Annotated in this window: 27 protein-coding genes and 2 tRNA genes; 19 read left to right on the top strand and 10 right to left on the bottom strand. The window is 40.1% G+C overall.

The window, feature by feature from the left end; genetic code table 11:
• Positions 1–156 precede the first annotated feature (156 nt).
• Together HLV59_RS17810 and HLV59_RS17805 are read right to left on the bottom strand one after the other, a co-directional pair.
• Positions 157–232, bottom strand: a tRNA-Gly gene (locus HLV59_RS17810).
• A gap of 45 nt (positions 233–277) precedes the next feature.
• Positions 278–353: transfer RNA gene (locus HLV59_RS17805), tRNA-Gly, on the bottom strand.
• 230 nt (positions 354–583) lie between these two features.
• Here HLV59_RS17805 and HLV59_RS17800 point away from each other — a divergent pair.
• The 5 genes from HLV59_RS17800 to HLV59_RS17780 all read left to right on the top strand — a co-directional run bounded on the left by HLV59_RS17800 (position 584) and on the right by HLV59_RS17780 (position 3,417).
• Positions 584–892, top strand: coding sequence for a BolA family protein (locus tag HLV59_RS17800; RefSeq protein WP_031947094.1), 309 nt, complete (start codon positions 584–586; stop codon positions 890–892).
• An 11-nt stretch (positions 893–903) separates the two neighbouring features.
• A complete protein-coding gene (locus tag HLV59_RS17795; protein WP_002114085.1) occupies positions 904–1,296 on the top strand; it encodes a SirB2 family protein in 393 nt (130 codons plus the stop codon).
• 76 nt (positions 1,297–1,372) lie between these two features.
• On the top strand, positions 1,373–2,215 hold the full coding sequence (locus HLV59_RS17790; protein ID WP_005071966.1) for a ParA family protein: 843 nt from the start codon (positions 1,373–1,375) through the stop codon (positions 2,213–2,215).
• Positions 2,216–2,225: 10 nt separating this feature from the next.
• Positions 2,226–2,612: a hypothetical protein gene (locus tag HLV59_RS17785; RefSeq protein WP_002114091.1), complete on the top strand. Its 387-nt coding sequence runs from the start codon at positions 2,226–2,228 to the stop codon at positions 2,610–2,612.
• Positions 2,613–2,826: 214 nt separating this feature from the next.
• Positions 2,827–3,417, top strand: coding sequence for a LysE family translocator (locus tag HLV59_RS17780; protein ID WP_016144031.1), 591 nt, complete (start codon positions 2,827–2,829; stop codon positions 3,415–3,417).
• A 7-nt stretch (positions 3,418–3,424) separates the two neighbouring features.
• Here the strand turns inward: HLV59_RS17780 and HLV59_RS17775 are convergent, their stop codons facing one another.
• The gene (locus HLV59_RS17775; protein ID WP_016144032.1) at positions 3,425–4,066 is read right to left on the bottom strand and encodes a DedA family protein; all 642 of its coding nucleotides are present in this window, start codon (positions 4,064–4,066) and stop codon (positions 3,425–3,427) included.
• 194 nt (positions 4,067–4,260) lie between these two features.
• On the opposite strand from HLV59_RS17775, the gene HLV59_RS17770 reads away from it, so the two are divergent.
• Positions 4,261–4,698 (top strand): DoxX family protein, encoded by a 438-nt coding sequence (locus HLV59_RS17770; protein ID WP_171430479.1) that lies wholly within the window; start codon positions 4,261–4,263, stop codon positions 4,696–4,698.
• Between the two features lie 64 nt (positions 4,699–4,762).
• Here HLV59_RS17770 and HLV59_RS17765 read toward each other — a convergent pair whose 3' ends face one another.
• Positions 4,763–5,980 carry a DUF445 domain-containing protein gene (locus tag HLV59_RS17765; RefSeq protein WP_014208114.1) on the bottom strand — a complete coding sequence of 406 codons (1,218 nt, stop codon included), beginning with the start codon at positions 5,978–5,980 and terminating at the stop codon, positions 4,763–4,765.
• A gap of 385 nt (positions 5,981–6,365) precedes the next feature.
• Between HLV59_RS17765 and guaA the strand changes: the two genes are divergently transcribed.
• The 4 genes from guaA (at position 6,366) to HLV59_RS17745 (ending at position 10,284) form a co-directional block, all read left to right on the top strand.
• Positions 6,366–7,934 carry a glutamine-hydrolyzing GMP synthase gene (gene guaA, locus HLV59_RS17760; protein ID WP_009387699.1) on the top strand — a complete coding sequence of 523 codons (1,569 nt, stop codon included), beginning with the start codon at positions 6,366–6,368 and terminating at the stop codon, positions 7,932–7,934.
• Between the two features lie 216 nt (positions 7,935–8,150).
• Positions 8,151–9,098 (top strand): pirin family protein, encoded by a 948-nt coding sequence (locus HLV59_RS17755; protein ID WP_171430478.1) that lies wholly within the window; start codon positions 8,151–8,153, stop codon positions 9,096–9,098.
• Positions 9,095–9,502 (top strand): OsmC family protein, encoded by a 408-nt coding sequence (locus HLV59_RS17750; protein ID WP_171430477.1) that lies wholly within the window; start codon positions 9,095–9,097, stop codon positions 9,500–9,502. The genes HLV59_RS17755 and HLV59_RS17750 overlap by 4 nt, the downstream gene beginning before the upstream one ends.
• A 113-nt stretch (positions 9,503–9,615) precedes the next feature.
• Entirely contained in the window at positions 9,616–10,284 is a 669-nt protein-coding gene (locus HLV59_RS17745) for a glutathione S-transferase family protein (RefSeq protein ID WP_016144040.1), read from the top strand.
• Between the two features lie 40 nt (positions 10,285–10,324).
• Here the strand turns inward: HLV59_RS17745 and HLV59_RS17740 are convergent, their stop codons facing one another.
• A complete protein-coding gene (locus tag HLV59_RS17740) occupies positions 10,325–10,939 on the bottom strand; it encodes an SPOR domain-containing protein (protein ID WP_171430476.1) in 615 nt (204 codons plus the stop codon).
• A gap of 155 nt (positions 10,940–11,094) precedes the next feature.
• Positions 11,095–12,885 carry an arginine--tRNA ligase gene (argS, locus tag HLV59_RS17735; RefSeq protein ID WP_016142509.1) on the bottom strand — a complete coding sequence of 597 codons (1,791 nt, stop codon included), beginning with the start codon at positions 12,883–12,885 and terminating at the stop codon, positions 11,095–11,097.
• A gap of 494 nt (positions 12,886–13,379) precedes the next feature.
• Between argS and HLV59_RS17730 the strand changes: the two genes are divergently transcribed.
• Positions 13,380–15,077, top strand: coding sequence for an NAD-dependent malic enzyme (locus HLV59_RS17730; RefSeq protein WP_171430475.1), 1,698 nt, complete (start codon positions 13,380–13,382; stop codon positions 15,075–15,077).
• 44 nt (positions 15,078–15,121) lie between these two features.
• Here HLV59_RS17730 and HLV59_RS17725 read toward each other — a convergent pair whose 3' ends face one another.
• Complete coding sequence (locus HLV59_RS17725) at positions 15,122–16,042, bottom strand: Dyp-type peroxidase (protein WP_057105002.1); 921 nt, start codon at positions 16,040–16,042, stop codon at positions 15,122–15,124.
• Positions 16,043–16,200: 158 nt separating this feature from the next.
• On the opposite strand from HLV59_RS17725, the gene HLV59_RS17720 reads away from it, so the two are divergent.
• Positions 16,201–16,827 (top strand): LysE family transporter, encoded by a 627-nt coding sequence (locus HLV59_RS17720; RefSeq protein WP_031947103.1) that lies wholly within the window; start codon positions 16,201–16,203, stop codon positions 16,825–16,827.
• 1 nt (position 16,828) lies between these two features.
• Here HLV59_RS17720 and znuB read toward each other — a convergent pair whose 3' ends face one another.
• The 3 genes from znuB to HLV59_RS17705 are packed head-to-tail and all read right to left on the bottom strand — an operon-like array spanning position 16,829 to position 18,900.
• A complete protein-coding gene (gene znuB / locus HLV59_RS17715) occupies positions 16,829–17,638 on the bottom strand; it encodes a zinc ABC transporter permease subunit ZnuB (RefSeq protein WP_016144046.1) in 810 nt (269 codons plus the stop codon).
• A gap of 3 nt (positions 17,639–17,641) precedes the next feature.
• Entirely contained in the window at positions 17,642–18,430 is a 789-nt protein-coding gene (gene znuC / locus HLV59_RS17710; RefSeq protein ID WP_031947104.1) for a zinc ABC transporter ATP-binding protein ZnuC, read from the bottom strand.
• A complete protein-coding gene (locus tag HLV59_RS17705; RefSeq protein ID WP_002114130.1) occupies positions 18,403–18,900 on the bottom strand; it encodes a transcriptional repressor in 498 nt (165 codons plus the stop codon). The genes znuC and HLV59_RS17705 overlap by 28 nt, the downstream gene beginning before the upstream one ends.
• A 127-nt stretch (positions 18,901–19,027) precedes the next feature.
• Between HLV59_RS17705 and HLV59_RS17700 the strand changes: the two genes are divergently transcribed.
• The 7 genes from HLV59_RS17700 (at position 19,028) to atpA (ending at position 24,395) form a co-directional block, all read left to right on the top strand.
• A complete protein-coding gene (locus tag HLV59_RS17700) occupies positions 19,028–19,867 on the top strand; it encodes a metal ABC transporter solute-binding protein, Zn/Mn family (RefSeq protein WP_171430474.1) in 840 nt (279 codons plus the stop codon).
• 170 nt (positions 19,868–20,037) lie between these two features.
• The gene (locus HLV59_RS17695) at positions 20,038–20,436 is read left to right on the top strand and encodes an ATP synthase subunit I (protein WP_002114124.1); all 399 of its coding nucleotides are present in this window, start codon (positions 20,038–20,040) and stop codon (positions 20,434–20,436) included.
• A 104-nt stretch (positions 20,437–20,540) separates the two neighbouring features.
• The gene (gene atpB / locus HLV59_RS17690) at positions 20,541–21,416 is read left to right on the top strand and encodes a F0F1 ATP synthase subunit A (protein ID WP_002114072.1); all 876 of its coding nucleotides are present in this window, start codon (positions 20,541–20,543) and stop codon (positions 21,414–21,416) included.
• 84 nt (positions 21,417–21,500) lie between these two features.
• The gene (gene atpE / locus HLV59_RS17685; protein WP_000424060.1) at positions 21,501–21,746 is read left to right on the top strand and encodes a F0F1 ATP synthase subunit C; all 246 of its coding nucleotides are present in this window, start codon (positions 21,501–21,503) and stop codon (positions 21,744–21,746) included.
• A 38-nt stretch (positions 21,747–21,784) separates the two neighbouring features.
• Positions 21,785–22,255: a F0F1 ATP synthase subunit B gene (locus tag HLV59_RS17680; protein WP_001024691.1), complete on the top strand. Its 471-nt coding sequence runs from the start codon at positions 21,785–21,787 to the stop codon at positions 22,253–22,255.
• Between the two features lie 12 nt (positions 22,256–22,267).
• On the top strand, positions 22,268–22,804 hold the full coding sequence (locus HLV59_RS17675; RefSeq protein ID WP_002114070.1) for a F0F1 ATP synthase subunit delta: 537 nt from the start codon (positions 22,268–22,270) through the stop codon (positions 22,802–22,804).
• Between the two features lie 46 nt (positions 22,805–22,850).
• Entirely contained in the window at positions 22,851–24,395 is a 1,545-nt protein-coding gene (atpA, locus tag HLV59_RS17670) for a F0F1 ATP synthase subunit alpha (RefSeq protein WP_002114049.1), read from the top strand.
• The last annotated feature ends 44 nt before the right edge of the window (positions 24,396–24,439 follow it).

The raw sequence follows: 24,439 nt of genomic DNA, 5'->3' as shown, positions 1-24,439 counted from the left end.
AAACAATCGATGGTTTAAAAATCTGAGTCTATTAATGAAACACTTGGCCTTGAGCCGAGCTATTCTCAAAAAATATGCTGTGAATCGATAGAATGTAAAATCATGGATCGATAAAAAGAAAAAAGCCCCAGTCTTTCGACTAGGGCCTTTTAAATTTGGAGCGGGAAACGAGACTCGAACTCGCGACCCCAACCTTGGCAAGGTTATGCTCTACCAACTGAGCTATTCCCGCATATATAAGCAGTTTTTACTAAAACTTTCTCAAAAAAAACCAATTTGGAGCGGGAAACGAGACTCGAACTCGCGACCCCAACCTTGGCAAGGTTATGCTCTACCAACTGAGCTATTCCCGCGTGCCGCTTATAATACATTAAGCAAAACAAGGGTCAACAACTTTATGCAAATAATTATGCTGATTGCATAAAATAAAAACAGAAATGAGCAATTAGAGCTATTTTTATTGTTAAGTTGCCGAATAAATAGACATTTTATTTGAAGTCAAAGCATACAAGAGCAACTTTTGTTTGTATGTAGACAGGGTATACTAGGTTCAAATATACGAATAATCGTAAAAGGAAAAGCTATGAGCCTTGAACAACAGTTAATTGAACGGTTACAAACCCTTGCACCTAGCCATTTGGAAGTTATCAATGAGTCTGCCGGGCACGGTGGTTATTTCCCAGGTAAAGAATCTCATTTTAAAGTGATTATAGTAAGCAATGAATTTGATGGATTGCGTTTGGTCCAACGTCATCAAAAGGTATATGCCTTAGCGTCTGATTTAATGAACCCAGGCCAAATTCATGCTTTAGCAATCCATGCTTATTTGCCAAGTGAATGGGAAGGTCAAGCACCTGCTAGCCCAGAATGTGCACATGCACCTAAAAACTAAGGGTTAATTTCATGGATGCACATTTACTCACTAAAATTATTCATATGACTGCAGTAGCTGCCGCACTTATGGTATTTGTTTTACGTGCCTCAACTCTGTTTATAGGTGTTCAAGGTGAACAACCCAATCCAGCAGGGCGTAAAGTATTAGTTGCCTTACAACATTTGTCATTTACCGTAGTTTTTATTACGGGTGCAATTTTGTTAGTCATGAAAGACTTTCAAGTACAACCGTGGTTTTACGCTAAAATTATTCTATTTTTAGTGTTGTTATCTTCCTTGATGAAAGCCTTTAAAAAAGACGACACTCTTTTATTGGCACAGCGCCGTGCAGGTTTGGTCATTAGTGCGATTGCATTTATTGCTATTATTATTTTAGTAATTATGAAACCTGTTTTTGCTTAATTGTTCTACATTCTTTGCCTTTTTGATTAAGCTCTAGGTTAAACTGCGTACAGTAAAAAAATATGCAGAGGGAAACATGTTAACTCGTGTGGTGTTTAACCAAAAAGGCGGTGTAGGGAAATCAAGTATTACTGTAAATTTGGCTGCAATTAGTGCCAAACATGGCTTAAGAACATTGGTGATCGATCTTGATCCTCAAGCCAATTCTAGCCAGTATCTTTTAGGTGACGAAGCAACCTATTCTGCTGAAAAATCAATTTTAGAGCCAAATATCGAAAATTTCTTTGATGATGTGTTGGGCAATAACCAACAAAAAGGTCTAATCGGTAATGCGTTAGGTTCGATTTTAAAAGCTCCACGAAATAAAGATCTCGACAGTTTTGTACATTCAACTCCCTTTGCAAAATTAGATGTGCTTCCAGCAAGTCCTACACTTGGCGCGCTTGAACATGCGCTTGAAAGTAAACATAAAATTTATAAATTACGTGATTCGATCCAAAACTTAGTTGGGCGATATGACCGTATCTATATAGATACACCACCAGCATTTAACTTTTTTACTCTCTCTGCTCTGATTGCAGCAGATAAAGTACTTATTCCTTTCGACTGTGATGTTTTTTCAAAGCGTGCGTTACAAACATTGATTGAAAATGTTCTCGAAACGCAAGATGATCATAATGATCGCTTGGAAATTGAAGGAATTGTGGTGAATCAATTCCAATCCCAAGCAAAATTACCTCGGGAAGTGGTTCAGCAGTTAAAAGATGAAGGGTTGCCTGTACTTAATAGCATGTTACCGCCTTCGATTTTGATGAAAGAATCGCATCAGAAAAATTTACCTTTGGCCCATTTGGCACCAGAACATAAATTGACTCAAGCTTATGAGACATTGTTTGGTGAGATTGAGCCAAAACGATAAGAGAAAAATGATGAAAGGCTTATATATTGCGCCTTTGGTGGCAGCCACTTTACTCCTTGGCGCTTGTGCTACAACGGTAAAACCGACTTATGTGTCTCCGACACAATATCAATCTTTGAGCTGCCAACAGCTACAAAGTGAATATAACCGTATTCAGCAATATATCGACAATGGAGTGCAAACTCCAAAAAGTACAGGTATGGGTGTTGGTCTTGGACTCGGTGGTGGCTGGGGAAGAGGTGGCTGGGGATTTGGTCCATCTATTTCTGTAAACATGGGACAATCTTCTTCAACGAAGAATACTGAGCTTTCACGTGTTTTAGGCCAACAAGAAGCGATTGTTCAGGCTGCTCAGTTCAAGAATTGTCCAATTATTGTTCGTAAAAAGACCAATTAATAGTCAACTTTGCATCACAATATGCTAACTAAGGCATGTTGTGATGAATAAAGTTTAGCAAAATGTTTCATAATAAAATTAATATAAATAAGTTGTTTATTCATTTTTAAGCTTCTAAAACCCTGCATTTTCTGTAATCAAAAAGCCTCATAAACTTGCTATATTTTGCCTGTTTCGTTTAAGGTGGCCCCATCTTGGATATTATGGAAACTTTATGATTGAGAGTTGGTTTTTTGTATTGGCAATGTTGGCTGTTTTGCTCATTCCGGGGCCGACAAATGCTTTACTTGCAACCGCTGCTCATTCTCAAGGTTTATCTAAAGCATTTTGGCTTATTCCTATGGAATGGTTGGGCTATGCCTATGGTATTAGCTTTTGGGCCGTATTTATTCATTTAGCAGCACCAGTTTGGCCTGCGTTATTGCTGATTTTGCATATTACAAGTGTGGCATATGTGTTCTGGATGGCATTCCGACTATGGAAAACCACTCATTTACAACAGTTTAGTCAAACTCACAGTAATATTCGTCCGCGTCAGTTATTCTTCTCAACTTTAAAAAATCCGAAATCTTTACTTTTTGCCGCAGGTATTTTTCCAGCTGAAACTTGGAATTCACCTGAAAATTGTCTAATGGTATTTGGCGTTTTTACATTGACACTCATTCCAGCTGCGAGTTTCTGGATGATTTTTGGACGTGCATTATTGACGGGTCCCGTAAAGAAAATAAAAGCCGATCACTTATATAAAGGATCGGCTATGTTACTTATTTTATGTATGCTTCCGGTAGTATTCCGTTTCTTCTAAATCAATCTCAAACGTTGGCTTTTCGTTTTTTTAGTTTTTCACGTATAAAGCCGATGATGCCCGGTAAAACACTAATAATGATAATGCCAAAAATGAGATGAGTGAAGTTATCTTTAACAATTGGCATATTTCCAAATAGATAGCCTAACGCCACAAAAGAAGCGACCCAACAAAATGCGCCAATCACATTATAAGTTAAGAAAAACTTATAATTCATGCTGCCAGCACCAGCAACAAAGGGTGCAAAGGTACGGGCAAATGGAACGAAACGAGCAAAAATAATCGTCTTACCGCCATGGCGAGCAAAGAATTCTTGAGTTTTAATTAAATGCTGCTTATTAATGAATCGAGAATTCATTTCAAACACACGTGGACCGATAAAACGTCCAATATGGTAGTTCACTGTATCGCCTAAAACAGCCGCCACGAAGAGTAGAGCACCCAATAACCATGGATCCATCGCACCTGTAGATGCTGCTAAAGCACCTGCTGCGAATAACAAGCTATCGCCCGGTAAAAACGGCATAACCACTAAACCGGTTTCGACAAAAATAATTAGAAATAAAATGCCATAAATCCACGTCCCGTAATTTGTAATAAACTCGGCGAGATGCTGATCAACGTGTAGAATAAAATCAAGAAGTTCCATGAGATGTTTAAGTGGTAAACCGTGCTCAAATCCTAGCAGTGAGCCTCTAGAAAGTCAGTATAAAACATCAAAAATATACAAATTGATCATCCTGTTTGTGCAACGATATATATGGATTTTGAGTATTTAATTATCAATGTCCCAAACCTAGAATGAGCTCATCAATAAATAAGCATTTAAATAAAGGTGGCAAAATGTTTAATCCAAATGTAGTGGTCAAAAATATCGTAACGCAATCAGGCGCGGACAGTTTTATTAGCCTAGTTGCTCGTCTTCTTATGGCTTATATCTTCATTGTTGCTGGTTGGGGGAAAATTACCGGTTATGCAGCAACTGCAGGATATATGGAAGCAATGGGGGTTCCAGCTGGGATTCTTCCTTTAGTGATCTTAGTTGAGTTTGGTGGTGGTTTAGCCTTATTGTTTGGTTTCCAAGCACGCTTTGCAGCTTTTGGTCTTGGTATCTTTAGTATTTTAACTGCATTCTTGTTCCACCAAGGTGGGGCTGACGCAGCGGCACAATATAACAATGGCATTCATTTTATGAAAAACTTAGCAATGGCAGGCGGTTTATTCTTCCTAATGCTTCATGGTGCTGGCCATATTAGTCTGGATCATGCAATCGAGAAATAATATTCAAGACAAAAAAACCGGATGAGCAATTCATCCGGTTTTTTTTACTTGTTTATTTTAAAAATTAAAGCATAAATTGGATTTGCAATTCCCCAACCACGAAACCAAGCACTGCACCGACTGCAATCAAGGCCCACTCATCTTCTTTAAATGCAGGACGTAACATGCCTTCAAATTCAGAAGGTGTTAGTTTTTGCATACGTTCAATGAGTGTGCTACGAATATTCATTGCATCTTCTGCATAAGACTCTACATATTTCATCGTCTCTGGAAGCTGTTGCATAATACGTTCAGCAACTTGTGATTTCATATTCTGATATTTTTCTCCGCCAATTGCATATACAACTAACGGGCGAATAACCCCAGCTTGCATATCAATTTCTTGTTTGACATGGCGGTTAACCAGATCAATAACACGTGCAGAATGTGTACCCGAAAATAACTCTTCCATCATATGACGTGAAGTTAAAAGCTGTTTAGAAATTAAAGCTGCATAGTCAGCTGCAACTTCATTTTGACGTTTAATAAACAGGCCTTGCCATGTGTAACCCAATATCTTTTTAGGATAAAGTGGTCTAAACATCATTTGCAGTGCAATCCAGTCACTGAAGAAGCCCACAAAGCCACCAAACAAAGGTAGCATCCAAGGATATTTTCCTTGAGTGACAATCCAGCACAGCATTTGAATCACACCAATACCAAAACCAAATACAAAACCTACATTACTGAAAAATTTAAATTCTTGTTTTCCTACACGTTTAAAAATATTGTTGAGTAGGCGTTTATCTTTAAGCAAGTTGCTGATAACAAGATGTTTAATGTCAAAATATCGGTTCACATCACGCTGTACTTCGCTCATGATGTGTTCAACGATTTCGGGTGCTTTGGATTGCACACGACGAATGAGTCTTTGGCGAGCAAATTCTGGCATACCTTCCCATAAACCGGGCTGATATTCTTGAGCAACATCACGGGTAATATCTTCAGCCGCTGCAAGCAGTGGTTTTTCTATTTCTTTGGCAATACGTTTAGGATCTAGGCGTGCAAAAATTTCTTCAGGTTTAATCAGCTTAGCTGTCATGAGCTCAACAGCAATGGTTGCCATTTTTTCAGCTTTGCGAGGCACAATACCTTGCCAACCCAAAAATGGTTTAATACCTTTAAATTCAAGTGGTGAAAACATCATCTGGATGGCAACCACCTTGGTGATATAGCCAATTAAACCACTCATAAAAGGAATAGAGACATACAACCAAAAATGTTGCTGGAAATCTGCAATCATAGTTTGAAGCATTGTTGTTCCTTAGATTTCTATTGATTTTGATAGGGGGCAACAAGCCATAAAAATGGATAATTGTTTAAGCACAGACAAATATCGCTTATGGTATTTACCTTTCCATGGTAATGCCTGTTTTATCGGCTCATCTTAACATCAAATTCGAAGTGATGTTGCATAGAATGTGATGAATTTATCAATACGCATGGAGTTTTTAAGCGTAACCCATACATTTGATAAATATCATTAAATTTTGATTTATATCAAACAATCCAATTATAGAAATGATTCTGATATGAAAAAAATAAGATATATGATGATTTGCGGTGCGCCGAAGCGTGAAAAATGTTAAAATGGCGCGCTTAATTCTTTTGCCATTTAGTGGTTTGTCATGACTACCAATACTCAAATTACTGAAGATCGTATCCTGATTCTGGATTTCGGCTCTCAATATAGTCAGCTCATTGCACGTCGTGTGCGTGAAGCTGGTGTTTACTCTGAAATGTATGCTTTTGATATGTCTGAAGAAGACATTCGCGCTTTTAAGCCAAATGGCATTATTTTGTCAGGTGGACCTGAGAGCGTACATGAAGAAGGCAGCCCTCGTGCACCACAAGTAGTGTTTGAATTAGGCGTTCCAGTATTGGGTATTTGCTATGGCTTGCAAACCATGTCTGAACAGTTAGGCGGTAAAGTTGAGCCGGGTACTGTACATGAGTTTGGTTATGCCGAAGTTGATATCGTTAAACGCGACCAACTGATTGGTAACTTACAAGACCGTGAAAACCAACTTCATGTTTGGATGAGTCATGGTGACAAAGTTAGCCAGATTCCAGAAGGCTTTACCATTACTGCAAGCACACCAAGCTGTCCAGTTGCTGCTGTAAGTGATGAAGCGCGTCGTTTCTATGGCGTGCAATTCCACCCAGAAGTAACACACACGGCAAAAGGTGAAGAGTTACTTGCGAACTTCGTTCATAAAATTTGTGGATGTGGTGGCCTTTGGACACCTGAACACATCATTGATTTACGCGTAGAGCAATTACGTGAACAAATCGGTGATGAAAAAGTTCTTTTAGGTCTTTCTGGTGGTGTTGACTCATCTGTCGTTGCTGCACTTTTACATAAAGCAATTGGCGACCAGTTAACATGTGTATTTGTTGATAATGGTTTACTTCGTTTAAACGAAGGTGACCAAGTGATGCAAATGTTTGCTGAAAACATGGGTATCCGTGTTATTCGCGCAGATGCTGAACAACGTTTCTTAACTGCATTGGCTGGTGAAGTTGATCCAGAGAAAAAGCGTAAAATTATTGGTCGTGAGTTCATTGAAGTTTTTGCTGAAGAAGCACGTAAACTTGATGGCGTGAAATTCTTGGCGCAAGGTACGATTTACCCAGACGTAATCGAATCCGCTGCAAGCAAACAAGGTAAAGCACACGTTATTAAATCTCACCACAACGTGGGTGGTTTACCAGACGATTTAGAATTTGAATTGGTAGAGCCATTACGTGACTTGTTCAAAGATGAAGTACGTAAATTAGGTACTACACTTGGCTTGCCACACAGCATGATTTACCGTCATCCATTCCCGGGCCCTGGTTTAGGTGTTCGTATTCTGGGTGAAGTGAAAAAAGAATATGCAGATATTCTTCGTCTTGCTGATGACATCTTTATGCAAGAGCTTCGTGACAGTGGTTGGTATGATAAAACTGCTCAAGCGTTTGCTGTGTTCCAACCTGTTAAGTCAGTTGGTGTAGTGGGTGATGGCCGTCGTTATGCATGGGTAATTGCGCTTCGAGCAGTTGAAACGGTTGACTTTATGACAGCTCGTTTTGCACATTTACCATATGAATTGGTTGATAAAATCTCAACGCGTATTATGAATGAAATTAAAGATGTATCACGTGTTGTATATGACGTGTCATCTAAACCACCAGCAACGATTGAGTGGGAATAATTTTTCCCCTGTTAGTTGGTAAAGAAAAGGACGCATTAGCGTCCTTTTTTATTACTTAACTTTTAAAGAGAAAAATTAATTTTGATATTTAAAAACTTTGATTGTCTCATTCATAGCACCCTGTGTATTACTAAAAGACTATATTGAATAATGAGTGTATTGTTAAGATCATTATAACGACTCATTGCAAAAGCATAGGTAAAAGAGAGTAATATCATGAGCAATAATAATGATTACGATATTTCTGATTCAAAGGATTGCGAAAAATTTGCCAATCAGTTTATTCAGGAATTTCCAATTCGCTCTGCTGAAATTGGACAGGGGACAGTCATTAAGCGGGCTTTACCTAGCCGACAAAAACGAATGATTGGTGCGTGGTGTTTCTTAGATCATGCAGGCCCAGTAACTTTTCCAGCAGGTGATGGCCTAGATGTTGGTCCTCATCCTCACATTGGTTTGCAAACTTTCACGTGGATGATTGAAGGCACCATGATGCATACCGATAGCCTAGGCTCAAAACAATTGATTCGTCCTAAGCAAGTTAATTTGATGACAGCGGGACACGGAATTTCACATACAGAAGTTGCACCTGATACTGAAACTCAAATGCACGCTGCGCAGCTCTGGATTGCCTTACCAGATGCTAAGCGCAACATGGATCCAAAATTTGAACATTATCCTGAACTGCCTGTTGTTGAGAAAGACGGTCTAGAGTTTACCGTGCTTGTGGGTGAATATCTGGCAACCACTTCTCCAGTTGTGGTACATACGCCGTTAATTGGTGTTGACTTAATTGCTACCGAAGATACTAAAACCCGTATTCCATTAAATCCTGAGTTTGAATATGGTTTTATGGCGCTTGAGGGTAGTGCTCATGTGAATGGTCATGAGTTAACTGCCGACAATATGGTGGTATTAGATACGGGTCTTAGTGAAATTGAGGTTGAAGTAAAAAAAGGCAATCGGATTTTGTTGATTGGTGGTGAACCGTTTGAAACGCCAATTTTACTCTGGTGGAACTTTGTTGCACGTACTATGGATGATTTAAAAGAAGCTCGCGAGCAATGGATTAACCATGATGCACGTTTTGGTGAAATTCCAGATTATGTAGGTACGCGTTTAGAAGCCCCTGTTCTTCCAGATCAAATGAGAGCATCAAAATGACAGCAGTAATCGCAAGCAGTAAAGCAAAGCCCCTTGCTGAACAATGGAAGGGCGAAATCATCAGTGGCCGCCACCAATATTTTTGTGATGAGCCAGAGAAGCTAGAAGGGCAAGACCAAGGTCCGGCGCCATATGATTTACTCACCGGAAGTTTAGCCGCTTGTACGCTCATTACTTTAAGAATGTACGCAAAGCATAAGGGTTATGATTTTGGTGAGTTTTCGGTTGAAATCGATTTTCATACAAATAGAGAGCATGAAGAACACATAGAACGTCGCATTGTTTTTAAAGACTTGCCAAACGAAGAGCTTCAACAAAAAATCTTAGCGGTATGCGGTAAAACCCCCGTCACTAAAACTTTGTTACGTAGTTTAGACATTCATACTGTGCTTGTTACAGTGTAAAAATGCTATTTTGTTGAGGTGGATGATTTTATATCCATCCCACAAATGGAATAAAGCAGCATGTTCACATGCTGTTTTTTATGTAAAAAAGAAAAATAAAAGCAGGCAATAACATGATTAGTGTACACCACCTGGAATGTTCGCGATCGTTTCGAATTTTATGGGCTTTAGAAGAGTTGGGCTTAGATTATGATATTCATTATTATCAACGCCTACCTAACTATTCCGCTCCAGAAACATTGAAATGTATTCATCCTTTAGGTAAAGCTCCGATTTTGACTGATGATGAACAAGTCATCGCAGAATCAGCTGTGATTTTAGAATATTTACAGCAGCGTTATGATCAGAAGCAACAATTTAAACCTACCGATCCTCAAGATTTACAGCAGTATATTTACTGGATGCACTATGCAGAAGGTTCGCTTATGCCGTTATTAGTCATGACTTTGGTCATGAATAGTGTAAACAAGCATGTGCCATGGCTAATTCAGCCCGTAGCTAAAAAAATCACGGAAGGGGTAAAGGCAAATTTTGTTCGCCCACGTATGAAAGATCATATTAGTTTTTTAGAAAACTATTTGGCAGAGCATGAATATTTCGCAGGTGATTTTTCATTTGCTGATATTCAAATGAGCTTTCCTTTGGAAGCTTTACAATCCCGCTTACAGGGTAAATACCCTCATATTCAAGCTTTTTTACATCGTATTCAGCAAAGACCCGCGTTTCAAAAAGCGAGACAAAAGGGAATTGGTTCTAATGAAAGGAATTGCGCTGATATTTAAAAGAAAAGGAACAAATATTTGTTCCTTTTTTATTTTCACTTTACTTACGTTTGATCACGATGGAGTCAATACCGCTGTGTTGTAAGGTCTGCTGAGCAGCCAATGCAGCTTCTTGAGTATCATAAGGTCCAGAAATAACACGATACCATGTTTGGCCATTTTCAGTACTTTTAACTACATCAGCAGATAAGCCATTTAAAATGATTTCTGCACGGCGGGCATCGGCCTGATCAGGGTCGTTATAACTACGAACTTGTAAAATATAAGTAGGTTGCTGAAGAATAGTAGCTGATTGATTAGGATCAATTCCTACACTTTCAGAGGCAGCGGGTTGAGTTGTGCTTGGTGCCTCAACAATCATAGCAGTGCCTTGATTTTTACTTTCAGGGATTGCTTGTTCAGGAATAGGAGTAACCTGTTGCTGAGGTAATAGATCGTAGAAACGATAGTCTTTATTGGTATCTTCTTCTTGATAATGCTCAGAGGTAATCTGATTTTTCGCAGGAACAGGTTGCCAAGGTTTCCAAAGCATAAGCATTACAGCGATACATAAGACCGCCAAAATAGCGACAAGTGTCCCTAACCATTTGGGAATTAGGGGCTTTTTAGGCTTATTAGGTCTTTCAGATACACCGCGTTGCGTTTTGCCAAACACGTGGATTATTCCTCTGTATTTTGATTGTTTTTTAATTCGAGTTTGATTCTCGTCTTACGATGCTAAAAACAGGGGTTTGTACTGATAGTTTAACTGTACAAACCACCGCTTACTATATTGCATAACCTTTGTTTCGATGTCATGCAATATATTTATTACATAGATTCTGGTGCAGATACACCAAGTAATTCTAAACCATTACGCAACACTTGTTGTACATTGATTGAAAGTAATAAACGGGCTTGTGTAAGCTCTGCATCATCGCTTAATACTTTATGTTCATTGTACCAACCGTGGAACAGTGCAGCTAACTCTTTTAAGTAGTTACCAACCTGATGAGGTTCATATGCATTTGCAGCACGTACTACCGCATCTGGGTAAGCTGCCAGTTTAGCAAGAATCTCGGTTTCTGCATCAAGAGATAAGCGTGCTGCATGTGGGCGAGCAGTATTCACATCAAATTGTAGGCCTGTGCTTGCTGCTTTTTCTAACATACGGCAAATACGTGCATGTGCATATTGAATATAGTACACAGCATTGTCTTTACTTTGTGAAACAGCAAGGTCGAGGTCAAAGTCAATGTGTTGTTCACTCTTACGCATCACATAGTAGAAACGAGCTGCGTCATTGCCAACTTCTTTACGTAAGTCGCGTAAAGTCACAAACTGACCTGAACGAGATGACATTTGAACCATCTCGCCGCCACGCCATAAACTTACGAATTGAACTAAAAGTACAGTTAGTTTTTTAGAGTCATAACCCATTGCATCAATTGCCGCTTTTACGCGAGAAATATAGCCATGGTGGTCAGAACCCCAAATATCGATAAGGTCAGTATAACCACGTTGTAATTTATTTAAGTGGTATGCAATGTCAGATGCAAAGTAAGTGGTTTGGCCATTACGACGCTTAACAACACGGTCTTTTTCATCGCCAAATTCAGTCGATTTAAACCAGATGTTGCCATCTTTTTCATAAAGGAAGCCACGTTGATCTAGGGTTTCTAAAGCTTCATCAATTTTCGCGCTAAGAGATGCTTCACTAAACCATTGATTGAATGTTACACCAAAGTCCGCAAGGTCATCTTTAATATCATCTAAAATGGCATGAAGCGCTGCTTGGTGGAATACGCGGTAGCCTTCACCTAACAATTGTTGTGAGTTGGCAATAAGGCCATCAATATGCTTTTCTTTATCACCAGATAACACAACTTTGTTGCCTTCGCTATCTAGCTCTTCAGCATATTGCACATCTTCTGGTACATCTTTATAAACATTCGCAACTTCACGAACGTAAGCATCGCCATCTTTATCAATAATACTTTGCGCGATTTCTTTAACGTAATCGCCTTGATATGCATTTTTAGGGAATACAAGGTTCTGTCCAAGTAATTCCAAATAACGTAAATAAGTAGAAGTCGCCAAAATGTCCATTTGACGGCCTGCATCATTCACGTAGTACTCACGGTCAACTTTAGCACCCGTTGCTTCAAGTAAATTAGCAACAGTCATACCATATGCCGCACCACGTCCATGACCTACATGTAGACTAGACGTTGGGTTTGCAGAAACAAATTCAACTTGAATCTTTTTCGCTGCATTTGCTTGACTACGACCAAAAATTTCTTTTTGCGCCTGAATTTGGTCAAGAATAGCAAAGCGCTGGTCTGCATTTAAAAAGAAGTTAATAAATCCGGGACCTGCAATTTCAGCTTTACTGATATCGGCCACTTCTGGTAATGCAGCTAGAACTTTCTCAGCTAAATCGCGTGGTTTCATACCAGCAGCTTTCGAACCGATCATGGCAATATTAGAAGCAAAGTCGCCATGGCTTCGGTCTTTGGTGCGTGTTAAGTTGCTTGTGTTTTTCCAGTCGGAAGGAAGCACCCCTTCTTGTTGAAGAGTTTGCACTGCATGGTCGAGAGCTGCTTGTATTGCCGTATTCATATCAATCGAAAATAGATGTCGCAGAAAAACGTCAAATATAGCAAATTTCCGATGACTTGGGGGAGAGGATTTAATATTCCACTAATTCTTTATGCAAATTCCTGATGATTATTTTTTTAATGAATGTTGGCTGGTGAATAGCCTTATTATTCTGAAAATTAAGAATTACAAACCTTTTGGGTAGTTTTGATTTATAAAATAGGTGTTAAATTCAAGATTATTTCATGTGGAAATACCTCTCACTAATAAATCATATAGTTATGGCTTTTAAAAATGAGTAAATAAAAGAAATTTTTAAAAATATAAAAATAATAAGGTGTTGATTTTTATTGGTTATTTTTAAACATGTTTTAACTAAATAGTGTTTAATTTTGACATCACGGTTTAAAATATCTATTTTGAACGAATTAGGCTTAAGCTTATACGCACAAAGAGTTTTAGAGACCATACAAAACGTGTTTTTCTCTACTCTAAGCTGGAAAATGAGATAGGCAATGATATCAGGACACCCAAGTAAACATCCCCTTTATATTCCATATGCAGGTTTTACACTTTTAGAGTTACCCCTTTTAAATAAAGGTTCGGCTTTCACTGAAGAAGAAAGAAGTAACTTTAACTTACACGGTTTACTCCCCCATATTATTGAAACTATTGAAGAGCAGAGCCAGCGCTCTTATCAGCAGTATTGCGCTTTTACTGACGATATTAACCGTCACATCTATCTGCGTAATATCCAAGATACCAATGAAACCTTGTTCTATCATTTAATCGAAAATCATCTTGAAGAAATGATGCCGATTATTTATACCCCAACCGTGGGTGAAGCATGTCAGCGTTTCTCCGATATCTATCGTCGTCATCGTGGTGTTTTTATTTCATATCCAGATCGTGATGTGATTGATGATATTTTGCAAAACGTAAATAAAAATAATGTAAAAGTGATTGTCATTACTGATGGTGAACGTATCTTAGGTCTTGGTGACCAAGGTATTGGTGGTATGGGTATTCCTATTGGGAAACTTTCACTTTATACCGCTTGTGGTGGAATTAGCCCAGCGTATACATTGCCAATTACAATTGATGTAGGGACGAACAATCCACAATTGTTAAATGACCCAATCTATATGGGATGGCGTCAGCCACGTATTAGTGGTGATGAATATTACGCATTTGTCGATATGGTGATTGAAGCTGTAAAGCGTCGTTGGCCAAAAGCATTAATTCAATTTGAAGATTTCGCACAAAAAAATGCGATGCCACTTTTAGAAAAATATCGCGATAAAATTTGTTGTTTTAACGATGATATTCAAGGAACAGCAGCGGTATCTGTAGGTAGTTTGATTGCTGCAAGTCGTGCAGCAGGCAAGCAATTAAAAGATCAAAAAATTGCTTTCTTAGGCGCGGGCTCTGCGGGATGCGGTATTGCAGAGCAAATTGTTGCGCAAATGGTTGCTGAAGGTTTGACGGACGCTGAAGCACGTGCACGTGTTTATATGGTGGATCGCTTTGGTTTGATTACCGAAAATCAGCCAAACCTATTGGATTTCCAACGCAAGTTAGCGCAAAAAGCTGAGGTGGTTGATCAGTGGGGCAATATTGAAGAAGTGATTTCACTCCTTGATGTTGTTAAAAATGCTAAGCCTACAGTGTTAATTGGGGTTTCTGGTCAACCAGGTCTGTTCACAGAAGAGATTATCAAGACCATGGCGGCGAATTGTGAACGTCCAATTGTCATGCCATTGTCTAACCCAACTTCACGTGTTGAAGCTGTACCGGCTGATATTGTGGAATGGACTGAAGGTAGAGCATTAATTGCAACAGGTAGTCCGTTTGCTCCTGTGAATCATCACGGCAAGCTTTATAATATTTCTCAGTGTAATAACTCGTATATTTTCCCGGGCATTGGCTTAGGTGTAGTGGCATCGGGTGCTAAACGCGTTACTGAAAATATGCTCATGGCATCAAGTAGTGCTTTAGCAAATTGTTCTCCATTGCTTAAAGATCCACAAGCTGATTTATTGCCACCGTTAGGTGAAATTCAACAAGTGTCTAAAGTGATTGCATTTGAAGTTGCGAAAGCTGCAATGGCAGATGGCGTGGCTGTAACGATTAGTGATGATTTGCTTAAGCAGAAAATTGATCAATCATTCTGGAAACCTGAATATCGCAAATATAAGCGTATTCCTTTCTAAGGTTGAGAACGTAAAAAGAGGAGCTTAAGCTCCTCTTTTTTATTTTAGTCTTCTAAAATTTCTTCGAGTAATTCTTCACTAGGTGCAAAGTAATATGCGCCATCAAGTGGTGTCACGAAATGCAGTAAGCGGTCATGGATACCATCTCCACTTGTACCGAACATACGTTTTAACATGGCATCAATAATGTTCAGGTCCTTGGTGTAGGCAATGAAAAATAAACCTTGATCACCACGTCCGTCGCCATACGGCAAACTATGACGCAAGATTTCCATTTCTTCGCCTTCATCATCTTCGACAACAGTACGGGCGACATGGGCATTTTCTGGTTTAACATCATCATCAAGTTCAATTGACTCAAGCTTGGTACGACCCATAACATTTTCTTGAGCATCAACTTTTAGTTTTTTCCATTTTTCTAAGTCGTGTGCATAACGCTGCGCGAAAATGAAACTGCCATCAGCAAAAACTCCCGCGCTTTCTGGTAATAGGGCTGTTTCTGCACGGTCATCTGGAAATTGAGGATTTTCTGTACCGTCTATAAAGCCTGTAATATCTCGGCCATCAAAATAGCGGAAGCAAACACGCTCATCAAGGACTTCAACTTTATCTTTAATACCTTCAAAAAAGGCTTGGCTCAATGCAAAACAAATGTCAGAACGCATACTCGCGATATGGATGAGAACGTCAGCTGGTACGACTGGCATGTTAAATGCGCCATTTTCTGGTTCAAGTTGTTTAAAGCCAGCAGGAGATTGACTATAAAGTTGCTTCCAAAGTTCTGGACCAAAAGCGACTGCTGTTTTAATTTGCGCGTCTGAATGCTGAGTAATGAGACGGTCGCGTGCTTCAAACAACCCTTCGAGTTGTTCTTTTAATTCATCAATCGATAAGTCTTTTAAACGAAGAACAATAAAACGCGCATGATCTGATGGCAACGGCAAAATGACAGATTGAGCAGTCATTGGAAGGTATCTCCTCAATTATAATTTAGTATGAGCTTTAATTATTGTGCCTGATGCGAAGAGCGGTTAGTAGTCTATTTCTTGATTTTATTGTTTGAATTCTCATCAATATCGTTTTATAAAACGGTATAATTCCACTTTTATTGTCTATTTTTACTATGTCTTTGCAAGTTTGGTTTGCCTATATGTTGGCCTGTTGGGTCATTAGCATCTCTCCGGGTGCTGGAGCTATTGCTTCAATGTCGAGTGGTCTAAATTATGGCTTTAGACATGGTTACTGGAATGTGATTGGGATGCAAATTGCTTTGCTGCTTCAAATCATGGTGGTGGCAGCAGGTGTAGGTGTCCTATTTGCAACAACTCCTTTAGCTTTTCAGTTTGTTAAATGGTTCGGCGTAGCTTATTTATTGTATTTAGCATATTCGCAGTGGACAGCACCTGTAAAAGATATAGAAATTCAACAAGAAAAAAGAGATAAGTCTGCTTTAGCTCTGTTATTAAAAGGCTTTGTGATCAATATTAGTAATCCTAAAGCGATCGTATTTTTATTGGCAGTTTTGCCGCAGTTCTTAGATTTGAGTAAGCCTCAATGGATACAATATCTAATTATGGCGGCTACTATGATTACGATTGATTTGATAGTAATGGCAGGATATACGGGACTGGCATCAAAGGTTTTAAGATTACTTCGATCCCCTAGACAGCAAAAATATTTAAATCGGGGCTTTGCTGTGATGTTTAGCTGTGCGGCTTTATTATTGAGCACAGTTCATCAGGCGTCCTAATCTAGGTCGCCTGTGTCTGATTTTTTAGTTTTTGAGTTATAAAAATAACAGCAAAACTTAATGCCATACATAAAACAATACTAAGGCCTGTAGAGATATTGAGTGCTGCACTTGACCATAAACCGACACTAACGCCGAGCTGGGCTAACACAAATGCCCAAATCACCATTTGCTTTGGCGAATTTGCCAATAGACGAGCGCTTAAAGCGGGGATCACGAGTAATGCCCCCATGAGCAAAGAACCTACAGCACGCAAAGCTAAAACTGTAAATAAAGCCAATAACAGCATAAAAATAAGACGTTGCCAGTTTGCGTTCACCCCTTCACTAATTGCGATATCCGGATCAATTGCAAACTGTATTTGCGGCTGCCAAAAACGGTAGAGAATCACGATTGATATCGCAATAATTAAAGTGAAAACGGGTAAGTCGGGCCAATCAATGCTAAGTAAGTCACCAAATAAATAACTTAAAAGCTCTGGTCTTAAACTTGGAACATGTTGAATAAACAATAAACCACTACACAGTAATGTCGCTGAACATAAGGCGAGTAGAGCATCGTTTGGTAAGCGATTGTCATGTAAAGCCCATAAAACACCGACCAGTAAAACCGCCGTACCTGCAACGCCAAGCCATAATGGAAGACTTAAGGCTCCAGCAATAGCAACCCCAAGTAGTGTACCGTGCGCCATCGTATCAGCAAAAAAAGACATACGTCTCCAAAGCATCAGACAACCCAGAGGCGCGGTCAAAAATACCAGCAGGGTTCCCATAATCCATGCGGGCAACAATAATTGTAACCATTCCATCATGGCTTAAGCTTCCGGTTCTGGGTGAATGTGAGGACGGTCATTATGAGGGCAGGGATGAGCAGCATCACCGTGAGCACAATGATCATGATGATGTTGATAGAAGACCCTTTGAGTTCCAAAGATTGCCTGATATTCAGGGTGTTGTTGGATATTCTCGGGTAGCCCGCTACAGCAAATATGTTTATTTAAACACACTACCCGGTGTGTCCCTTGCATAACCCATTGTAAGTCATGAGAAACAATTAAGATCGCACACCCATACCGTTCTGGCAGACTACGGACATAATCATAAAGTTCCGCTTCTGACTGAATGTCTAGACCTTGCATGGGTTCATCAAGAACTAAAATATCTGGTTGGCGAAGTAGAGAACGAGCCAAAAGTACACGTTGGCGCTCTCCACCAGAAAGTTGTTGTACTTTTGATTGTTGTAACTTTGAAATACCCGTGTCTTGAATAATTTCCTGACGCAGGGCAGTGCTGCATTTTTCTAGGTCTAGTAGGTCTTGAACACGCAAAGGTAGGCTGTGTGACGGGTTAAACTTTTGTGGCACATAAGCCATTTTAAGTTTTTTATGATTAATAACACGCCCGCTACTCGGCTGGAGAATACCGAGTAGAACTTTGATTAGTGTTGATTTGCCTGCACCATTGGGTCCAATTAAAGACACAATCTCATTTTGATGTAGGGCAAAATCAACTTTTTTTAATATATCCCGATCATCACGATGAACAGAAACCTGCTCAAGCTGAATTAATACAGGATTTAAGGAGTTGTGCGGCACTGTTGGCATTTCCCCGAAATTTCAATAATGCTGTGTTGAGCCACGAAGTCATCTGAAGCTGCAAGCTGGTCAAGCTGGTGTGTAAGACCTTGGGAAGAGGCCTCTTTAACCATATGACATTCAGTACAAATTAAGAATGCTGCTTGGTGGCCTTCACGGGGGTGGCAGCAAGGAATATAAGCATTAATAGAAGTTAGGCGGTGAATGAGCCCTTTTTCTAATAAGAAATCTAAAGTTCTATATACAGTTGGAGGCGCAGCAGGGCGATCAGTTTGACTTTTTATACGTGCCAATAAGTCATAGGCACCCATTGGACCCGACGCATTTAAAATGAGTTCCAAAACTTCTTTGCGCAAAGGTGTAAGACGTGCGCCAGTCGCAGAACATAAACTTTCTGCTTCAGCCAAACGGCTTGCGACATTATGGTGATCATGCACACCATGCAAAGAATCATGATGTTCATGCGAGCAGGAACTCATAAGGATAACCTCGAATTTTTAACGGAATATTAGCATGAAGCGATGCTTCATTCGATTAATCTTAGGTATTTTTGTAACTTTGTTATATTATAACATGCTTCGAGCTAATTTAAATTGATGGTCTGTCATGTTCCGTTTTTTTGTTTTCAGTATGTTCTCGCTTTTGAGTACGTTAGGGTGGAGTCAGGGTTTGGTGGTTTCTACACACCCGATTTATCTGATTGCAAAAGAAGTCACTCAGGGTGTTGAAGAACCACAACTCTTATTAAAGGGGCAAACGGGGCATGACGTACAATTAACCCCAGCACATCGTAAAGCAATTAATGATGCTTCTTTGGTGATTTGGTTGGGTAAAGCGCATGAAGCGCCTTTAAATAAGTTGTTGGGTAATAATAAAAAGGCAATTGCACTATTAGATAGTGGTATCGTTTCTGTTTTGCCTCAGCGCAGTACACGTGGTGCAGCTTTACCTAATACAGTAGATACTCATGTATGGTTAGAGCCAAACAATGCAGTTCGAATCGGTTTCTTTATTGCTGCTTTACGCTCTCAGCAACAGCCTGAAAATAAGGCAAAGTATTGGAATAATGCCAATGTGTTTGCCCGTAAAATGTTACAGGCGGCACAAGCCTATGATAGCTCAAGTAATGGTAAGCCATATTGGGCATATCATGACGCCTATCAATATTTAGAGCGTTCATTAAACTTAAAATTCGCTGGTGCTTTAACAGAGGATCCTCACGTTGCACCAACAGCAGCTCAAATTAAGTATCTTAATGATAGTCGACCAAAAAAACAGATGTGTTTGTTGGCAGAGAGTTTTACCACTAAGAGTCAATATCAAAAATTAGGTAACATTACTTTTCAACCAGTAGACGAGAGCATGAATAATGAGGATGATTTCGTCACTGCATGGAAGAAACTGGCTATAAAAACAGATAAATGTGTATTAAGTACGCAAAAGTAAGATAAAAAGTAAACAAAGGCTGACTGTAGCGTCAGCACCACCTGTCATGAAAAACCCCGACTAAAGTCGGGAAAAGATTGCATGTTCAGGGGTGTAACTCTATAATGCCTGCGATTAAAAGCGATCATCAGCTAAACTTGTCAAGCATTTATGCTGTGAGTGGATAAATAATGAGCCAAACTAGTCGCTTGATTGACCGACGATTAGCAAAAGCTTTGGTCTTCTTACAAGCATGTATGATCCCTGTTTCCGCTCTTGTAGCGTGGAGCATAAAAGACATGACAGCAGCATTAAGTGCGGCACTTGGTGCGTTGGTCTGCTGGCTTGCGACGAGTTATTTTTCGTGGCAATCCTTCAGAACAGCAGGTGCACGAGCATCAAAACAAGTGCTGTCTAACATGTATAGGGGCATGTTAGGCAAATTTGCAATCATGATCGTTGGATTTATTTTGATTTTGAGCAATGTTAAACCTTTATCACCGTTAGCATTGCTGTTTGGTTTTATTCTCGTTCAGGCAATGTCGTGGGTCGCTCCGTTCTGGGTGTCACGTCTACAAAAACGGGTGTAGAAACAAGAAGAATTGAAGATTTTTTGGAGGGTAGCGAGATATCGACAGTGCGCCGATGTTCGTTTCCCTTCTTTTTAGTAATTGACATTGACCAGGTGTGATTTATGGCTGCTGAAGAACATGCCCTCACTTCGACAGAGTATATCAAGCATCACTTGACCAATATGACCTATGGCAAAATGCCAGACGGTACATGGAAATTGGCTGAGACTGCTGAAGAAGCTCATTCGATGGGGTTCACTGCAATTCACTTGGATTCAATGGGTTGGTCAATTGGCCTTGGTGTGATTTTCTGTTTGATGTTCTGGATCGTTGCGAAAGCTGCTAATGCAGGTGTTCCAACTAAATTCCAGTCTGCAATTGAAATGATCATTGAGTTTGTTGACTCAAGTGTCCGTGATACTTTTCATGGCAAATCACGTTTAATCGCTCCGCTTGCACTCACTATTTTCGTGTGGATTTTCCTCATGAACTTAATGGACTTGATCCCAGTTGACTGGATTCCTCAAGTTGCAGCGTTTGTAGGTGCAAACGTATTTGGTATGGACCCTCACCACGTTTACTTCAAGATCGTTCCATCTACAGATCCAAACATTACTTTAGGTATGTCTTTATCTGTATTTGTACTTATCTTGTTCTACAGCATCCGCGAAAAGGGTGTTGGTGGTTTCGTTGGCGAGTTGGCACTTAACCCATTTAACCCAAGTAATCCAGTTGCAAAAGCGTTGCTTATTCCAGTGAACTTGATTTTGGAATTGGTAACATTCCTTGCTCGTCCGATTTCATTAGCTCTCCGACTATTCGGTAACATGTATGCCGGTGAGTTGATCTTTATCCTAATTGCTTTATTGCCGTTCTGGATTCAATGGGCGTTGTCTGTGCCTTGGGCGATCTTCCACATTCTTGTAATCACGTTGCAGGCATTCATCTTTATGATGCTTACCATCGTTTACTTGAGCATGGCAAGCGAAAAACATTAATGGTATTGCCTAACTATCAAATGATGGTTGGGCTGAATTTTTTTAATTTAATTTGGTAATAACCTAACCTCTGAGGAATTTTTCATGGAACTCACTTTAGGTCTAGTTGCAATTGCATCTGCTATCTTGATCGCTTTCGGTGCTTTGGGTACTGCGATTGGTTTTGGTCTTTTGGGTGGTCGCTTTTTAGAAGCTGTTGCTCGTCAACCAGAATTGGCTCCACAACTTCAAACTCGTATGTTCTTAATCGCGGGTCTTCTTGATGCTGTGCCTATGATCGGTGTTGGTATTGGCTTGTTCTTCATCTTCGCTAATCCATTTGTAGGTTAATCATCTTAATTCCTAAATCCACTATTTGAGGAATTGCAATGAATATCAACCTCACATTGATTGGTCAAGCGATTGCGTTTGCATTCTTTGTTGCATTCTGCATGAAGTTTGTTTGGCCACCACTAATCAATGCGATTAGTGAGCGTCAGCGTAAAATCGCTGATGGCTTAAATGCAGCAGAAAAAGCGAAAGCTGACCTTGCCGATGCACAAGCGCAAGTTAAGCAAGAGCTTGATGCAGCTAAAGCACAAGCGGCTCAATTGATCGAACAAGCGAACCGTCGTGCAGCGCAATTGATCGAAGAAGCTCGTACTCAAGCTGCGGCTGAAGGTGAGCGTATTCGTCAACAGGCTAAAGAAGCTGTTGATCAAGAAATCAATTCTGCTCGCGAAGAATTACGTCAACAAGTAGCTGCTTTGGCAGTAACTGGTGCAGAAAAAATCCTGAACCAGCAAGTTGACGCAGAAGCTCATAACGCCATGCTGTCTCAGCTGGCTGCTAAACTTTAAGCGAGGCGAATTATGGCTGAACTCTTGACGTTGGCACGTCCGTATGCCAAAGCAGCATTTGCTTATGCTTCTGAGCAAGGTGCAACAGACAATTGGTCGAATGCGTTACAAGTGCTCAGTGCTGCGGTGCAAGACGAAGCATTTTCCGCTTATTTAAATCGCCCTGAACTTACTCCTGCGGAGCAAGTGAAGCTTTTTGCTAAAGTTTTAGGTGAAGATCAATCTCAAGCAGTGTCTAACTTTTTGACACTTCTTGCAGATAACGATCGTTTAATGTTGTTACCTGAAATTGAAGCAGAATATGAACAGCTTAAATCACAGAATAACAACAATGTGGATGTCGTGATTGAATCGGCTTTCCCATTAACTGCTGAACAAGAGCAACTGTTGAAATCTGCTTTAGAAAAGCGTTTTAACAGTACTGTAACTGTTTCAGTTGAAGTTAAACCTGAGCTTATTGCAGGTGTTGTAATTCGTGCAGGCGATCAAGTGATAGATGATTCTGCGCTTAACAAGCTTGAAAAAATGCGTACTCGTCTTCTTGCATAATGCAAATGATGAAGACTGAACTAATAAAAGATTGAGGAATAGCGCAATGCAACAACTGAATCCATCCGAGATCAGTGCGCTCATTAAACAGCGTATCGGAGATCTGGACACCAGCGCGACCGCTAAAAACGAAGGTACCATTGTTATGGTATCCGACGGTATCGTGCGCATTCACGGTCTTGCTGATGCAATGTACGGTGAAATGATCGAATTCGACGGCGGCTTATTTGGTATGGCACTGAACCTAGAACAGGATTCAGTGGGTGCCGTTGTTTTAGGTAACTACCTAAGCCTTCAAGAAGGTCAAAAAGCTCGTTGTACAGGTCGTGTATTAGAAGTTCCGGTTGGTCCTGAACTTCTTGGCCGTGTTGTCGACGCTTTGGGTAACCCAATTGATGGTAAAGGCCCAATTGATGCGAAATTAACTGATGCTGTTGAAAAAGTAGCACCAGGCGTAATTTGGCGTCAATCTGTAGATGAGCCTGTTCAAACTGGTTATAAATCAGTTGATACAATGATTCCTGTTGGCCGTGGCCAACGTGAGTTGATCATCGGTGACCGTCAAACTGGTAAAACAGCGATGGCGATCGATGCGATTATCGCTCAGAAAAACTCTGGCATTAAATGTGTATACGTTGCGATTGGTCAAAAACAATCAACAATTGCAAACGTTGTACGTAAGCTAGAAGAAACTGGCGCTATGGCGTATACAACTGTTGTCGCTGCTGCGGCTGCTGATCCTGCTGCAATGCAGTACTTAGCTCCGTACTCTGGCTGTACAATGGGTGAATACTTCCGTGACCGCGGTGAAGACGCTCTTATTATTTATGATGATTTGTCTAAGCAAGCTGTTGCTTACCGTCAAATTTCATTACTTTTACGTCGTCCACCAGGTCGTGAAGCGTATCCGGGTGACGTATTCTATCTTCACTCACGTCTTCTTGAACGTGCTTCTCGTGTATCTGCTGACTACGTTGAGAAATTCACTAATGGCGCAGTAACTGGTCAAACTGGTTCTTTAACTGCATTGCCAATTATTGAAACTCAAGCAGGTGACGTATCTGCATTCGTACCAACGAACGTAATTTCGATTACTGACGGTCAGATCTTCTTAGAAACATCATTATTCAACGCAGGTATTCGTCCTGCTGTGAACGCGGGTATCTCTGTATCTCGTGTTGGTGGTTCTGCTCAAACTAAGATCATCAAAAAATTGTCTGGTGGTATCCGTACCGCTTTAGCACAATACCGTGAATTGGCTGCGTTTGCTCAGTTCGCTTCTGACCTTGACGAAGCAACTCGTAAGCAACTTGAACATGGTCAACGTGTAACTGAGTTAATGAAGCAAAAACAATATGCTCCTTACTCAATTGCTGACCAAGCTGTTTCTGTTTATGCATCTAACGAAGGCTACATGGCTGACGTAGAAGTTAAGAAAATCGTAGACTTTGATGCTGCGTTAATTTCTTACTTCCGCTCAGAATATGCTCCGTTGATGAAACAAATCGATGAAACTGGTGACTATAACAAAGACATCGAAGCAGCAATCAAAGCAGGTATTGAAAGCTTTAAAGCGACTCAAACTTACTAATTTTAGTTTTAGTTAAGTTTGGTTCACGGATCAACCTTCGGAAG

Source organism: Acinetobacter lactucae, from assembly GCF_013122135.1.
Taxonomy (GTDB): Bacteria; Pseudomonadota; Gammaproteobacteria; order Pseudomonadales; family Moraxellaceae; genus Acinetobacter; species Acinetobacter lactucae.
The sequence above is the reverse complement of the archived record's forward strand: the minus strand, read 5'-3'. Positions and strand labels throughout refer to the sequence as shown.